The organism is Sorangium sp. So ce363 (assembly GCF_051520435.1).
Lineage (GTDB): Bacteria > Myxococcota_A > Polyangia > Polyangiales > Polyangiaceae > Sorangium > Sorangium cellulosum_B.
Genome location: NZ_CP150333.1, coordinates 9,094,674 through 9,109,510, shown reverse-complemented (window position 1 = coordinate 9,109,510; position 14,837 = coordinate 9,094,674). Strand labels below are relative to the sequence as shown.

General features: G+C 70.6%; 15 protein-coding genes. 10 read left to right on the top strand and 5 right to left on the bottom strand.

Annotation, left to right across the window (positions count from 1 at the left end):
• Positions 1-224 precede the first annotated feature (224 nt).
• Positions 225-641, bottom strand: a complete 417-nt coding sequence (locus WMF12_RS34265; protein WP_272095605.1) for a peptidase inhibitor family I36 protein — start codon at positions 639-641, stop codon at positions 225-227.
• Between the two features lie 271 nt (positions 642-912).
• Between WMF12_RS34265 and WMF12_RS34260 the strand changes: the two genes are divergently transcribed.
• The 3 genes from WMF12_RS34260 (at position 913) to WMF12_RS34250 (ending at position 2,710) form a co-directional block, all read left to right on the top strand.
• Positions 913-1,260, top strand: coding sequence for a reverse transcriptase domain-containing protein (locus tag WMF12_RS34260; RefSeq protein ID WP_437873917.1), 348 nt, complete (start codon positions 913-915; stop codon positions 1,258-1,260).
• A 395-nt stretch (positions 1,261-1,655) separates the two neighbouring features.
• Positions 1,656-2,384, top strand: coding sequence for a hypothetical protein (locus tag WMF12_RS34255; protein WP_437852190.1), 729 nt, complete (start codon positions 1,656-1,658; stop codon positions 2,382-2,384).
• A 53-nt stretch (positions 2,385-2,437) separates the two neighbouring features.
• On the top strand, positions 2,438-2,710 hold the full coding sequence (locus WMF12_RS34250; protein ID WP_437852188.1) for a hypothetical protein: 273 nt from the start codon (positions 2,438-2,440) through the stop codon (positions 2,708-2,710).
• Between the two features lie 4 nt (positions 2,711-2,714).
• Here the strand turns inward: WMF12_RS34250 and WMF12_RS34245 are convergent, their stop codons facing one another.
• On the bottom strand, positions 2,715-4,304 hold the full coding sequence (locus WMF12_RS34245) for a sigma 54-interacting transcriptional regulator (protein WP_437852186.1): 1,590 nt from the start codon (positions 4,302-4,304) through the stop codon (positions 2,715-2,717).
• A gap of 343 nt (positions 4,305-4,647) precedes the next feature.
• Between WMF12_RS34245 and WMF12_RS34240 the strand changes: the two genes are divergently transcribed.
• A complete protein-coding gene (locus WMF12_RS34240; RefSeq protein WP_437852184.1) occupies positions 4,648-5,922 on the top strand; it encodes a serine hydrolase domain-containing protein in 1,275 nt (424 codons plus the stop codon).
• 30 nt (positions 5,923-5,952) lie between these two features.
• On the opposite strand, the gene WMF12_RS34235 is transcribed toward WMF12_RS34240, so the two are convergent.
• The 3 genes from WMF12_RS34235 to WMF12_RS34225 all read right to left on the bottom strand — a co-directional run bounded on the left by WMF12_RS34235 (position 5,953) and on the right by WMF12_RS34225 (position 8,799).
• Positions 5,953-6,915: an NAD(P)-dependent alcohol dehydrogenase gene (locus tag WMF12_RS34235; protein ID WP_437852182.1), complete on the bottom strand. Its 963-nt coding sequence runs from the start codon at positions 6,913-6,915 to the stop codon at positions 5,953-5,955.
• 60 nt (positions 6,916-6,975) lie between these two features.
• Complete coding sequence (locus tag WMF12_RS34230) at positions 6,976-7,953, bottom strand: hypothetical protein (RefSeq protein WP_437852181.1); 978 nt, start codon at positions 7,951-7,953, stop codon at positions 6,976-6,978.
• A gap of 111 nt (positions 7,954-8,064) precedes the next feature.
• Positions 8,065-8,799: an iron-containing redox enzyme family protein gene (locus tag WMF12_RS34225; RefSeq protein WP_437852179.1), complete on the bottom strand. Its 735-nt coding sequence runs from the start codon at positions 8,797-8,799 to the stop codon at positions 8,065-8,067.
• A 185-nt stretch (positions 8,800-8,984) separates the two neighbouring features.
• Between WMF12_RS34225 and WMF12_RS34220 the strand changes: the two genes are divergently transcribed.
• The 6 genes from WMF12_RS34220 to WMF12_RS34195 all read left to right on the top strand — a co-directional run bounded on the left by WMF12_RS34220 (position 8,985) and on the right by WMF12_RS34195 (position 14,823).
• Positions 8,985-9,770, top strand: coding sequence for a DUF1287 domain-containing protein (locus WMF12_RS34220; protein WP_437852177.1), 786 nt, complete (start codon positions 8,985-8,987; stop codon positions 9,768-9,770).
• A 230-nt stretch (positions 9,771-10,000) separates the two neighbouring features.
• A complete protein-coding gene (locus WMF12_RS34215) occupies positions 10,001-10,588 on the top strand; it encodes a dihydrofolate reductase family protein (protein WP_437852175.1) in 588 nt (195 codons plus the stop codon).
• Entirely contained in the window at positions 10,585-11,592 is a 1,008-nt protein-coding gene (locus WMF12_RS34210; RefSeq protein WP_437852173.1) for an RNA polymerase sigma factor, read from the top strand. The genes WMF12_RS34215 and WMF12_RS34210 overlap by 4 nt, the downstream gene beginning before the upstream one ends.
• A gap of 325 nt (positions 11,593-11,917) precedes the next feature.
• Complete coding sequence (locus WMF12_RS34205; protein WP_437852171.1) at positions 11,918-12,403, top strand: hypothetical protein; 486 nt, start codon at positions 11,918-11,920, stop codon at positions 12,401-12,403.
• A 118-nt stretch (positions 12,404-12,521) separates the two neighbouring features.
• Positions 12,522-13,328 (top strand): STAS domain-containing protein, encoded by an 807-nt coding sequence (locus WMF12_RS34200; RefSeq protein ID WP_437852169.1) that lies wholly within the window; start codon positions 12,522-12,524, stop codon positions 13,326-13,328.
• A gap of 232 nt (positions 13,329-13,560) precedes the next feature.
• Positions 13,561-14,823, top strand: coding sequence for a hypothetical protein (locus WMF12_RS34195; protein WP_437852167.1), 1,263 nt, complete (start codon positions 13,561-13,563; stop codon positions 14,821-14,823).
• Positions 14,824-14,837: the final 14 nt, after the last annotated feature.

Here is a 14,837-nt window from a genome sequence, read left to right as displayed (position 1 = left end):
CGCCGCGCCCCCGCGCCGCCACGCCCTCCCGCCCACCGAAGAGCCCGTCACCCGTCGGGAATGACAGCGGCGCCCTCGTTCTTGGGCCTTTTCGTGCCCCGCGCATCCCCGAGCGCCAGCCCGCGTTGGTGGCCCGCGCGGTCCTGCTTTTCGTGATCAGGCCGGCTCGTCCTGGCCGCCAGGCGATGGCCGCGCTGCCCATCGCCTTTCGCCCGATCATCGCGTCAGAAGACGTAGACGCTCTTGGGAACGAACGGCAGCGGGCTCAGGCCGCTCTCCCCGTAGACGGGGTACGGGTAGCCGATGCAGTTCTCGTTCTGGAAGATCGCGGCGCCGGCGCCGTTGGTGTTGTAGGCAGAATGTGCCCTTCCCTCCCAGCCGTGCTCCGGAAGGTTGACGCACGTGCCCACCTGCGGGTTCAGCGCCCGGACGTTGAAGATTTCCCCGCCGTAGCCCTCCTCCTCGAACAGGCAGAGGACGTTGTCGAACGGGCAGGGAATGGGGTCCTCCTGCGCCGAGGCCACCTCGGGGAGCAGCAGGCCTGCCCCCGCGAGGAGGCCGACGCCCACCAGGGCACGCAAGCCCAGGGAGCGGGACGGAGTGAAACGACGGAGCTTCTGAACGTGCTGGAGCAAGTGCATGTGGTTTCCTCCTCCTGCCCACCCACGGGCAGGTACTGCGGAGGGACCTAGCACCGGAGGCTATTCACGCATCCCCGTCTTCGACTGTTGTTAACATGATTTAGCATAAGAACCACGCGGGCTCGCATGTGCCTGGAATCTTTCATCCATCCCGGATGGCGGCTTCATCGACATGGAAGTTCTTGTGGCGCCTGCCTCGAACTCGTTGCATGGGCGGCACGCGAGGCACACGTTCTCGTCGATCGAGGCCGCAGGGCGCGGAGAGTTCTGACTGCTCCGTCGCAAGCATCGCATCGTGGACCTCGACTTGGCGCGCTTCTTCGATACCCTCCGGCACGACCGGATCTTGGAGAAGGTCGCGCGACGGGTGCTCGACGGTCGGCTGCTCGCGATGATCAAGCAGTTCTTGAAAAGCGTGGGCGCTCGGGGTCTGCCCCAAGGCTCCCCGCTGTCCCCCTTGCTCGCGAACTTGGCGCTGAACGACCTCGATCACGCTCTGGACCGAGGACGCGGCTTTCTCACGTATGTGCGTTACCTCGACGACATGGTCGTGTCTCGGCGAGCTAGCCTCCGGCCCCACCGTGACGAGCAAGCGTGGCATGTCACGGTCGCACCGTGACGAGCAAGCGTGACATGTCACGGTCGCACCGTGACGAGCAGGCGTGACATGTCACGGCCGTCTGCGTGACGCGCGCGGCCCGCGGTGGCCTTCGCCGCTCGCGAAGGTCAGGGCTCCCGCGCCGTCGACGAGCGCCATTCGGCTGGAATCGCCGCGTCCCCGCGGGGGACAGGGCCTCGCTCCGGCGCGGAGACGGCGGCGGAGAGCGCGCTTCCTCCTGGTATGCGCGTTGCTCTACGGGGCTCCCGGACGGTGCGGGGCACCAGAGTCGCGCCGCCTCAGCCGGGATAACGGCGGGAGCGAACGCCTTTCCTTTCGCCGGCCCTGCGCGAGCTCGACGAGCTCATGGCCGCGCCGTGAGAAACCAACCCGAACAAGAGAGACCGGAGAGACCCATGAACACCACGGTTCGAACGTTGCTGCGCGGCGCGGTGGCCGCCTCCATAGCGCTCGGCGCGATGCTGTCGGCCAGCCCTGCCAGGGCGGCTGCGAGCTGCTTCGTCGGCTTCGACGATTTCGATGCGCTGAACGGCATGTGGGCCGACGCGAGGGCGACGTTCACGTATGAGACGGGGTACGCGGACGGCCACCTCGTTCCCTGCGAGGAAGCGGAGGGCTCGTGCTGGACGTATCGCCAGTATTGCGAGGGCCTGCAGCAGAACGCCAATTACATCAACGTGGAGGACGAATCGGGGTACGGTCACTACCACCTGTCCTTCACCAACCCGGGCTTCACGGGGTGTGGCTTCGTCGACCCCGGCGACGGCCAAGGGCCGGGGACCGCCAAGCTGATTGGCGGTGCGTGCGGAATACCGAACTGGCCGGCGGAGCCGCGCAAGCTCCAGTCCCACGTCGCGGACCAGTGGATCAAGGTCTGGAACGGGACCAACGAGAGCTTTCCGCGGCCGTTCAGGATGTCGACCATCACCGTGGGGGACATGCCCATTCAGCTCTGGTACCGCAGGTTCAGCGACGGGCAGTGGTTCGTCTATGAATCCCTGGCGGCAAACACGATCCACACGCTGTTCATGGATTACTCGACCGAGGTGTTCTTCAAGGCTGCCAGCGAAGATGCCGTCGGTCCTTACACGATCTGGAACTTCGAGGTCACCGCCCTCTCTTGAGGCCAGCCGGGCCTCACGACCCCGGACGCTCGACCGCCCGGCCGCGCAACGTGATGGTCGTCGAGCTGCAGGGCAACCTCGTGAAGCACATCGACTTCGGCCTCGCGATCGCGCGCTCGGGCACCGGCTCGCCGTGGAGTTCTACCTGCACGCGGCGGAGCAGGCGCTCGCCGGGAGCGACCCGGCCGCCGCGCACGCTCGCGGACCGGGGGCTCGCCCTGGGCGCGGAGCGGGACGTCGAGGCGGTGCTCCGCGGGATCCTGGAGGGGGCGTCCCGCGCGCTGGGCGTGGCGGACGAGCGCGCCGCGCTCTCGTCGCGCTCGTGAGCGCTCAGGGCGACCGCTTCCGCGGCCGCGGGATGCCGTACTCGTCGATGCGGTTGATCAGCGTGCGCAGCGAGATGCCGAGGAGCTTGGCGGCGCGCGTCTGGTTGCCCGCGGACCGCTCGAGGGCCTCGATGACGCGCTGCCGGTCGGCGGCCTTCATCTCGAGCCGGAGCCTCGCCAGGGCGTCGCCGCTCGGCGGCGGGGCGTCGGACGGCGGCAGCCCGGCGCCGCTGGGAGGGGGCGCGGCGCCGCTGGGCGGCGGCGGGGGGATGGCGCCGCTGGGAGGGAGCGCGGCGCCGCTGGGCGGCGGCGGGGGAATGGCGCCGCTGGGCGGCAGCGCGGCGCCGCTGGGCGGCAATGGCGGCGGCGGGGGGATGGTGCCGCTGGGCCGCGACGCGGCGCCGCTCGACGGGGGCGCGGCGCCGTTCATCAGGTGCGGCGGCAGATCGGCGGGCAGGACCGATTCCCCCGCGCACAGGACCGCCGCGCGCTCGATCACGTTGCGCAGCTCGCGCACGTTGCCCGGCCAGGCGTAGGCCTCGAGGGCGGCGAGCGCCTCCGGCGAGATGCGCGGCGCGCCGCGCTGGTCGAGCTGCCGGCACGCCTCCTCGAGGAACCTGCCGGCGAGCGGGCCGATCTCGGCGACCCGCTCGCGGAGCGGCGGGACGACGAGGGAGATGCCGTTCAGCCGGAAGTAGAGGTCCTGGCGGAAGGCGCCGCGCGCGATCTCCGCCTCGAGATCGCGGTTGGTCGCCGCCACGAAGCGGAGATCGAGCCGGCGGGGGGTGCGGCCCCCGATGCGGAGCACCTTCCGGTCCTCGAGGACGCGGAGCAGCTTCGCCTGGAAGGCCAGGGGCAGCTCGCCGATCTCGTCGAGGAACAGCGTGCCGCCGTGGGCCGCCTCGAGCAGGCCGGGGCGCGCGTGGCTGGCGCCCGTGAAGGCGCTCTTCTCGTGGCCGAAGAGCTCGCCCTCGAGGAGCGACGGCGGCAGCGCGGCGCAGTTCAGCTCGACGTAAGGCCCGCTCGACCGCGGGGAGCGCGCGTGGAGGGTCCGGGCGAGCACCTCCTTGCCCACCCCCGTCTCGCCCAGGATGAGCACGCTGATGGGGCTCCGCGCGGCGCGGGCGGCCTGCTCGTAGAGCGCCAGCATCGCAGGGGCCAGCAGCACGATGTCCGCGGGCGGCTTTCCGCGGTCGGGCTCCTCGGCCGCCCCGCCGGGCGCGCGGCCGACGACGACGGTGGTCGCGCCGAGGTTGAAGCGCTCGCCGACGCCGACCTCGGCGCTCTCCCGCGAGAGGCGCCGCAGGCGGTGCGTGCGCGCCGTCAGCGCGCGGGCCTGCGGCTCGCCGACGAAGGTGCCGTTGGCGCTCCCGAGGTCCTCGATCCGGAGCGGCGGGCCGACGTGGAGGAGCGCGTGCCGGCGCGACACCGAGCGATCGTCGATCCGCACGTCACACCCCTCGTCGCGGCCGAGGACGACGCGGCCGTGGGGCGGCAGCGGGGCGAAGGTGATCGTGTTGCCGGCCACGATCGCGAGCCGGAGCGTCGTCGCGCAGGAGCCCTGCACATCGCTGCCGGGAAAGCCTTCGTCCACGAGCACATCCTACGCGGCGCCGCGCGCCGCCGTGCGCTGGTTTGCAGCTGGTTTGCACGAATCATGCAAAACCGTGCAGAGCGCCAGGGCCGCGCGGCCGATCGTGCAGGCGGGTGCACGATCGGCGCACCGGCCCGCCGGCGCCCTCGCGCGGCGGCGCCGCGAATCGCTGGGTCCGCTGCTCGGCACGCCTCCTGCTGTCCAGGAATTCGGGCGCTCGCGAGCGTCGATGGCGACCTCAGCGACGGCGCGCGAAGGCGCGCCCGAGCGGGCTCTGCAGCGGCACGACCCGCCCCCTACGGATCACGGATCAGGAGTGAGCATGTGCACCGAGCATGGATTTTTGAATCGCAGACGCCTTCTCCAGGGGCTGGGCCGTACGGCGGCGGTGGCCGCGTTCGCGCCGGCGGTCCTGTCGGCCAAGGTGGCTGAGGCGCACATCCAGACGACGTACGAGCAGCTCGTCCCTGGGCTGCCCGAGCGCGTCGGCCTGTGCTCGGAGCGCATCGAGGACGTCTTTGCGCGCATCCAGCGACGGGTGACCGACGGCCTGTTCCCGGGCGCGGTCGCCCTGGTAGCGCGGCGGGGGAGGATCGTCGGGCACCGGGCGTTCGGCTCCCGGGTCCGCGGCGCGGACGAGCCGATGACGCTCGACACGCTGTTCGACCTGCTCTCCATCACCAAGGTCCTCGCGACGTCGACGTCGGCGGTGATCCTCGTGGAGGACGGCGTGCTTCGGCTGAACGATCGGGTGGCCGATTTCATCCCGGAGTTCGCGGCGAACGGCAAGGAGGCCATCACGGTGCGCGACATGCTCCGGTACACGGCCGGCTTGCCGCTGGACAGCCAGTTCCTGGACGACCCGGACGCCGAGCGCGTCTGGCAGCGCATGGCGGAGGCGCCGCTCGAGTACGTCCCTGGCACGCAGGTGCTCTACAGCGATCTCACCTACCGCCTCCTCGGGCGGGTGATCGAGGTCGCCTCGGGCATGGATCTCGACGCCTTCGCGAAGGCGCGCATCTGGGGCCCGCTCGGCATGAGCGACACGACCTTCAACCCGTCGGCGGACCTCATCTCGCGGACCGCGGCCACGGGCTACTCCGAGCTCCGGGGGAGGGTGCTGCGCGGCGAGGTGCAGGACGAGCAGGATCACGCGCTCGGCGGGATCGCCGGCTGTGACGGCGTCTTCTCGACGGCGCGGGACATCGCGGTGTTCTGCCAGATGATCCTGAACGGCGGCAGGTACGGCGGCGCCCGCGTCCTGAGCCGCCAGGCCGCCGCCGCGATGGTGAGCAACCAGACGCCCCAGGTGAAGGCGTCGGAGACCGACGTATCGCCGATAACGAACCTCCTGATGACGCCCAAGGGCTATGGCTGGGAGCTCGCGACCCACCGCTTCTCCAACGGCGGGTCGCGCCTCTCGAGCGGCTCTTACGGCAAGGCGGGCGGCACCGGGTGCTTCCTGTGGATCGATCGCCGCCGCGAGCTGATCGGGGTCATCTTGACGAACCACGGCGTGCCGACGCCGTTCGATGAGATCGGCTGGAACCGGATGCTCGACGCGGTCGGGAACGGGGAGTTCTTCGACGGGATCGTCAACGCCGTCATCGACGACTGAGCCCGGCGTCGGTCGGTACGGGGGGCGCCGTCACACGGTGATGACGATCTTCCCGCGCGCTCTCCCCTCGCCGAAGTAGCGGAACGCGTCGGGGACCTCGCCGAGCGGAAAACAGCGATCGATGACGGGGCTCAGCTTGCCCGCCTGGAACAGCTCCCCCAGGGCAGCGAGGTCGTGGTTCGCCTTCGCTGCCAGGAGGCGCATCTTCTTTTGCTCGCTCCTCGATATCCACGGCCCGACGAGCAAGAGCTGAAAGATTCGACCGATGGAGCCCCCGAGCATCACGTAGGTCCCCCCTCGGTTCAGCGCGCGCGCGTAGTCGAACATCGAGCGGTGCGCCGCGGCGTCGAGGATCAGATCGTAGGTCTTCCCGCCGGCCGTGAAGTCCTCTTTCGTGTAGTCGATGACCTCGGCTGCGCCGGCCGAGCGCATCGTCTCCAGCTTCTCCGTCCGGTCCACGCCGGTGACCTCGGCGCCGAGCGACGCGGCGATCTGGATGGCGAAGGTGCCGACGCCGCCGCCTGCGCCGTTGATCAAGACCTTCTGCGCGGGCCGGAGCCCTCCCTCGTCGCGGAGCCCCTGAAGGGCCATCGCGCCTGCCTGAGGGAGGGCCGCGGCTTGCTCGAACGTCATCCCGGCCGGCTTGGGCGTCAGCGCGCTCTCGCGGGCGCGCGCGTACTCGGCGAAGCCGCCCCAGCCACACTGGCAGAGATCCCCGAACACCTCGTCACCGGGCCGGAACCGGGTCACGTTCTTGCCGACCGCCTCCACCCGACCCGCGATGTCCGCGCCCGGGACCTTGTGCTTGGGCCTGAGCAGCCCCCAGAAGCGAAACAGCACAGGCGTCCCGGTCACGAGATCCCAGTCCCACGAGTTCACGGAGGCCGCGTGGACCCTCACCAGGACGTCGTCGTCGCCGATCTCGGGCCTCGGGATCTCCTCGAGCCGCAGGACGTCGGGTGAGCCGTATCGGTCGTAGACAATCGCCTTCATCTCGTCTCCGCGGCGTTCCCGCGGCCCCTCAGGCTCACCCGAGCGCCGCGCGGCGCGGCCTCACTTGCCGCAGCCGACGCGCTCGGAGTGGAGCGCGAGGTCGTCGTACCACATGGTCTTGGCCCCGCCGTGGTACTTCTCGAACCCGAACTTGAAGAGCTTGTAGTCGTACGGGCCCCAGTCCGTGACGTGCATCGCGTTGACCTCGGTGCCGTCCACGAACACGCTCACCGAGCGGCCCGGCCCGTCGTAGTGGAACTCGAGGCAATACCAGGTGTTCGCGACGAGCTTCACGCCGCCGCTGCACATGTACATTCCGCCGTTCGAGAGCATCTCTTTGTCGTCGCTCCTGCGGTTCAGCTCGAGCTGACACTGGTGCTCGCCGATGCGGATCTGCTCGCCGTTGTTGGGATCCCCGTTGCCTTCCGCGGCCGCGACATACGTGTTGTGGCCCATCTGGATGTCGGTGGCGCTCTTGAGGTAGACCCTGCCCCAGAAATTGCTCGGCACGGCCACGCCGAGCATCTGGCTGAAGTCCGTGCCCGAGACCTTGACGGAGCGCGTGCCGCTGTGACCGGTGCTGTCCAGCGTCACGAACTCGCTCATCCTCGGCCGCAGGTACTCGGGGAAGAACTGGATCTCGGAAGGCAGCGAGCCGCCCTCGAAGTCGGAGCAGAAGATGCTGCACCCGCCGGGATCCGTGCCGCCGGTCGCCGCCGTGCTGGTCGTCGTGTCGCCGGCTCCGGTGCTCGTGGCGCTCGTGGTGACGTCGCCTGAGCCGCTGCTCGTGGCGCTGCTGCTGGTGGCGCCGCCCGAGCCGCTGCTCGTCGTGGCGCTGCCGCTGCCGCTCGTGGCGCCGCCGCCGCTGCCGCTGGTCGCGCCGGGGCCGGAGGAGGTGCTCCCGGGGCCCGGGCCCGCGGCGTCGTCGCCCGACCCGCCGGCGCCGCCGGCCCCGGAGCTGGATTCGCCGCCGCACGCGGCCACGGACGCGAGCGTGTACATGGCAAAGAAGGCAAAGGAACGAGCCGAGAAGGACATACTGGAAGATCTCCTCAAGAACGGGCGCAGAACGGCCCAAGCGATGCGCGCGATTCTATCAGTGAACCCTGCGCGTGTCAGGCAGAACCGGAGGAGTGCGCCGAGGCCAGCTCAGGCCTGCCGGAGCCCCATGGCGCGCCCGACCCCATCCCGGTACGCCAGCCAGGCCGCGTGCGCTGCGGCCACCGCGGACGCGACCGCGTCCGCCATCGGGCCCTCGTCCGGCACGTGCCCCAGCACCATCTCCCACGCGTCCCGCCGGTGCCCTCCTTCGACCGCCCGGTGCGCCCTCGCCAGGCGCATGCGCTCGGGCGGACACCCGTAGTGCCGCACCATCGGGTGCGCGCGCAGCGCCTCCTCGATCGGCGGCGCCTCGCGCTGCCCGAGGAGCTCCGCGCGCTCGTGCACGCTGCCCTCCACGAAGATGGTCAGCACCGCCGCGCCCACGACCCACGGCGGCGCCGCGCTCGCGCGGTCGAGCAGCGCCCGGTAAGCGTGGGCCTCGGGCTCGAGCGGGATCGACTCGTCCTCGATGGCCGCGCGCGGGATGCCCAGGCCGTCGATCATCTCCAGGAAGAGCGCCGGGTGCGACACGCCCAGCGAGAGCTTGCCCGTCTGCTCTTCGAAGAGGTTCTCGGCGAGGGCGCTGCGCACCGCGGCCGGCGGCGACTGGCCGAGCACGCGCGCGAGCAGCACCGGGAAGTCGCGCACGTAGACCCGGTATTCGTGCCTGAAGTGAACCGCGAGCTGGTCTCGCGTGAGGCCGGGGCCGGTGAGGTGCGCCCAGGCCCAGTGGTTCTTGCGGTCCATGATCGCGAGCAGGCGCTCCTGAAGACGACGCGTCATGCGGCAGCTCCTCGGCAAGGGGTGAGCCTTGGTTGTACAGCACCGACGGCGTCTGCCCAGCGCCGTCGTCGCAGGTCGCGCGGAGGGCGGCGCGCCGCCAGGGCAGGGCGGGGAGGAGCTCGAGAGCCTGGGGCGCTCGTGCGCCGTCCTTGTCACAGATCGCCCGCTCCGGCCGATGACGCGCCATGAGCTCACGTTCCTGGGGATTCGTCGCCGCGGTCACCCTCGTGGCTTGTGGCTCGCAAGGGCCTGCTCCGCGCGAGAGCCGCCACGCGTCGGCCGCTGGGCCTGGACGCGCAGAGGCGCCCGCGCCGCTCCCCGCGCCCGCGCCTGCTGCTCCGGCGCCTCCTGCCGAGCCCGCCATCGCACTCGCGTCCGCCGATCCGATCGTCGCCCGCGCACGCCTCGAGGTCGCCCGCGGCGTCACCTACGATCCTGCGTGGGTCGCGATCGGCTACCCCAACGGCGATCCGGCCCCCGATCGTGGGGTTTGCACCGATGTCGTCGTCCGAGCCGTCCGCGCTGCGGGCATCGATCTCCAGGAGCAGATTCACGAAGACATCCTCGCGCGCCGGGCGGTCTACACGACGGTCGAGCGTCCCGATCGCAACATCGACCATCGGCGCGTCGGGCCGATGCTTACCTACCTGCGCGCCCACGCCACGTCGCTCCCCAGGACGTTCGACAAGGCCGCGATGAGCACCTGGGAGCCTGGCGATATCGTGGTCTGGGCGCTCAAGCCGTGCCCTTCGTGCACGCCGGATCACGTGGGCATCGTCAGCGATCGCAAGGGGCCGCGCGGCGTCCCGCTCGTCCTCCACAACATCGGGCCGACGCCGAGCGAGGAGGATGTACTCGACGCCTGGACCGTGCTGGGCCACTTCAGGCTCCGTCTGAGCCGCTCAGGGACAGGCAACAGAGCAAGAGAGAGTGCACAGGGAGACGGGGAGACGGGGAGGAGAGAGAGATAGACAGACCAAGGTGGAGAGGCGAGAGGTGGGGATCATCCTTCGAGCCCGCTCGCCGCCCGGCATCGCTGCCGCCCGAAGCCGCCGGCGCCGAGCCTGATGGTTCGAACGGCTGACCCCCATCTCTCACCTCCCCGCCTCCCCGTCTCCCTGTGAATCTCTCCTTCTTCCTCTCCTCCCAACAATTTTTTCGCCCCCCGTATCCTCCCGGCCGCGCCGTTCGTCGGTGGGCCATGACGACGACACCCCCGACCGAACGACGCCTCTACGTCTCCATGATCACGTCCCTCGACGGCTACATCGAGGGCCCGGGCCGCGAGCTCGACTGGTTCCAGGACGGCAACCCGCAGTTCGAGCGGTACTGCGACGAGATGATCGACTCCGTCGGCATGGCCGTGTACGGGCGCACCTCCTACGAGCTCATGCTCCAGTACTGGCCCGACGCCGAGGCGCGCCCGCGCTCGCCCCAGGACCTCGCGTTCGCGCGCAAGATGAACGCCCTGCCCAAGGTCGTGCTGTCCCGGACCCTGACGCACGCCGCGTGGGCCAACACCCGCGTGGCCCGTGACCCCGAGGAGATCGCCGCGCTCAAGCGGCAGCCCGGCAAGCCGATCGTCGCCTGGGCCGGCGCCGCCCTGGTCTCGACGCTGATCGAGCACCGCCTCGTCGACGAATTCCGCCTGATCGTGCACCCGGTGGTGCTCGGCGGCGGCACGCCGCTGTTCGCGCGCCGCGACCATCGCCTCTCGCTGCGGCAGATCCGGACGCAGAACCTGGGCGGCGGGCTGTCGGTCCTGTGCTACGAGCCGGTCTGGTCATGAGCGACGAGCCGCGCGACCTCGGCGAGCTGAGCAATGACGTGAAGGCGTCATGGCAGCGGTTCCTCGACGTGTTCGAGCCGCTCCGGCCCGAGCTGTACCGTTACTGCCGCTACCTGACCCGGAGCCCGTGGGACGCCGAGGACCTGGTGCAGGACACCATGGCCCGCGGCTTCGTCACGCTCGGCACGCTGTTCCACGAGGTGCCCAACCCGCGCGCCTGGCTGTTCCGGGTGGCGTCGAACCTCTGGATCGACCGCGCCCGGCGGCAGCGGCTCGAGCGCGACGCGCTCGGCGAGCCCTCGGCAGCACACCCGGCGCCAGGGCACGCGCCCGACGAGCGGGCGTCGCGCGAGGCCGCCGGCACCCTGGTCGCGCACCTGTCGCCCCAGGAGCGCGCGGCGGTCGTGCTGAAGGACGTGTTCGATTTCTCGCTCGAAGAGGTCGCCGCGTCGCTCTCGACCTCGGTCGGCGCGGTCAAGGCGGCGCTGCACCGCGGCCGCGGCAAGCTCGTCGCGCCCGAGGCCGACGAGCCCCGGGCGCCCGCGCCGGGCGTGCTCGACGCCTTCTGCGCCGCCTTCAACGCCCGCGACCTGCCGGCCCTGACCTCGCTGCTCCTCGACAGCTCGATCACCGAGATCGTCGGCGTGGTGACCGAGTACGGGCGCGAGCCCCCGGCCGATCCGCGCACCGGGTCGTTCGTCGGCAGCCTCTCGCCGATCACGACCACCGACGCCGGCGGGGTCGACGCCCGTCACCTGGTCGGCTACCTCGGCGGCCCGCCGCGCTGCGAGGTGCGCGAGCATCGCGGCGAGCTCTTGCTGTTCTTCTGGTTCGATCACGACACAGGACCCGCGGTGCGCACCGTCTGGACCGTCGAGACCGACGGCGAGCACATCGCCCGCATCCGCAACTACTTCTTCACCCCCGATGTGATCGCCGAGATCTGCCGCGAGCTCGACGTGCCCTTCCGCACCAACGGCTACCGGTACTGGATCCACGGGTAGCGCCCGGTCGCTCAAGGACGAAGGACCACGGCGGGGTGAGCGGCTGTCCACCGAGAGCACGTGGGGATACCCGGGAACGGCGATTTCGCCGCGGCGGCGTCCTCACATAGGCGGGTGAAGGTCGGGTCGCCGGTGCCGCCGGGCGTCGCCCTAGGAGCCGAGTCACGACATGTCGCCTGGAGGGGCTCACCTGTGACGTGGTTCACGTCCGCCGAGATGTCAGTCCGGGCTGATCTTGACAGGTCAGATGGAATGAGGTGTCCTGTCCCAGGGGCAGGCGTCGTCGAGGGCCGCCGGTCTGACCGGGCGGTATCAGGGGGGATCCATGAGGGTCGTTATCAAGCAATCGACCGAGACACGAACCGGCATCTCCGTCGTGAAGACCGCGGGGGCCATCGATACGTTCAACATCCTCGGCCGCCGCATCCATACGATCGAGAGCGCCTATCGCGATCAGCGCATCCTCATCCACCGGTGGTTCGGTGAGGTCTTCGATGAGGAGATCAAGGAGATTCTCGGAGGGCACTTCGTGGAAGCCTTCGTCGAGAGCAAGTGCACAAAGATCCTCGCTGACCTGAGCCAGTGGGCCGCGAGCTGGGACGGCGTCAACGATTACCTGCGAGACGACGTGATGCCGCGGCTCTTCGCAGCCGGCCTGCGGCACCTGGCCGTGTTCGTCAAGCGAGACGAGAGCATGGAGGACGACGCCAATCGATTCGCGCTGGAGCGATTCGCGAACGAGATCGACAACGTGAACGCCTCGTTCTTCTCCGAGCAGAATGCCATGGAATGGCTGAGGACGCGCGGTTGAGCAGCGCGATGAACGCTGAGCGAGGGGCGCCGGGATGCAGGAGCACAACGATATAGCACGCAGCGAGGCCGCTCCTGGGCACAGGCAGCCGGACCGCTCACTGGCGAGGCTGGGCGAGATGTTCGATCAGCTTCGCGACGCCGTCATTGTCTATCGACTCGACGGCTCCGTCGCTGATTACAACGCCCGCCTGCTGGAGATGTTCGAGGTCGGGCACGAGGGCGTGCGCCTCTTCGAGGTCGTCGAGGGCAGCGCCGGCGTCGCTCATCCGCTCGATCCGCTGCGCAAGCTCTGGCCCGAGCTGCTGAGCGACGTCCACAAGAGCTTCGAGTGCCGTCCCCGTACGCTCCAGGATGGCAGCCTGCTCCACGTGGAGTGCTACGCTCGCAAGGTGGATCTCGCGTCGGACCAGGCGATCCTCGTCGATATCCACGACGCGGCGCGGAGGCGGCGAGCCGAGGAGGCTTTGCGGGAGAGCAAGCGACAGCTCGAGCAGCTGGTCCTGAGCCGCACGGCGGCGCTGCAGGAGAAGATCCGGCTGATCGAGGAGCAGCAGGAGGCGCTGTTCGCGCTGTCTACCCCGGTGATCCAGGTCTGGCGGGGCATCCTCGTCCTGCCGCTCGTCGGCACGGTCGACTGCAGGCGCTCGCAGCAGATCATGGAGAGCGTGCTGTCGAGCATCGTCAGGACCGCGGCGCGGGAGTTGATCATCGATATCACCGGCGTGCCCTCGGTGAGCGACGAGGTCTCCCGTTACCTGCTCCAGACCATCGGGGCAGCGAGGCTCCTCGGCGCGACCTGCTCGCTCACCGGGATATCGGCGGAGGTCGCGCGATCGCTTGTCGCTCTCGACGTCGACTGGTCGTCCCTGCGGATCAGCGGGACCCTCCAATCGGGTTTGCAGGCCGCGATCGCGCGGGTCTGAGCGGGGTGCTGTGAGGCCCCCTCGCCCGCGTCGGATCGGGCTGCCCCGCCCTCATGCCTGAGAGCGCCGGCGCTGGGGATCCGCCTCTACCGAGCGGCCAGTTCGCGTCGCTCATGAACAGCGGAATCTCGGTGCTGGGAGCGGGCCCCGGACGCAAGGGGAGCACGACCCATGAGGCCAACGGACGAGCCGAGAAGTACGCGCTGGAGATCTCCCCGACAAAGAGCGCAGAATGGCCCGGGCGATGAGGGCGACCTCCCGATCTGGCTTCAGGCTCACCAGCCGCCGCGTCGCGAGGCGCCACGAGGCCCTCGGCCGCATCTTCGGAGGCCTCGCGCTGCTCGCGATCGCGGGGCCCTTCCTCGTCAGCGTGATCGCCTCGGTCCTCGCAGGCGTGCTCCACGATCCGAGCCTCGGCAGGTTCGCGGTCAGCGCTCTCTTCCTGACCCTGCCCGGCGTGCTCGCCGCCTTGGGCCTCTCCTTCTTGAGCGCCCTGTTCGCCACCACCGCCGTCGGCTGGAAGGGGCCGGCGCATGTGGCCGCCGACGCGGCCGGGCTGCGCTTCACCTACGGCGCCGTGAAGCGATCGATCCCGCGCACCGACATCCGCTCTGGCCTGGTCCTGTCGGATCCGCACGTCCGCGTGGAGCTACGCCTGCGCCGCGGGCAGGTGCTCGAGGTGCACGTCGCGCGCGAGGAGGAGGGCGCGCGCCTGCTCGCCGCCCTCGGGATCGGCCCCACGGAGCGGCGCGTCGCTGTCTCGCTCGGCGGCGTCCACCGCGAGCTCGCGGCCGGCTGCGTCGGTGTGCCGGTCTTCACGATCCTCTGGCTCATCGTGATCTCGGCGCTCACCAGGCCGCTGTCGAACGCCGGCAGCTTCTGGCCGGTCGTCGCGTGGGCCGCCCTCGCCCTGCTGTCGACGTGGCTCCTTCGCCGCGCTGCGCGCAGCACCCAGGTCGTGGTGGGCACCGACGGCGTGCGCGTCGAGCGGCCTTTCTCGACCGTCTGGATGCCCTACGCCGAGCTCGCCGCGGTCCGGACGCTCGGTGATCGGCTCCTCCTCCTCTCCCGCCGTGGCACCTCGGTCGTGCTCAGGACAAGGGACACCCTGACCGAAGCGCTCGCGCAGCGCATCCGCGATGCGCACGAGGGCGCCGTCGGCGGCGCTGCGCCGCGCGGCGCCGAGGCGCTGGAGCGGCGCGGCCGCGAGCCCGCGGTCTGGCGCGAGGACCTCCGCAAGATGCTCGCCGGTGGCGACTACCGCGCCGCCGGCCTGACCCCCGAGGACGCGCTCCACGCCCTCGACGACGCCAGCGCGCCGCGGGATCGCCGGGTGGGCGCCGCCCTGCTTCTGCGCGTCGCCGGCTACCCCGACGCGCAGGAGCTCATCCGCGTCGCCGCCGAGGGCACGGCCGACGATGCGTTGCGCGCGGCGCTCGAGCACGCCGCCGAGGAGGAGGTCGACGACGCGGCGCTCGCGCGGGCCCTGCGGTGAGCGGCGCTGCGGTG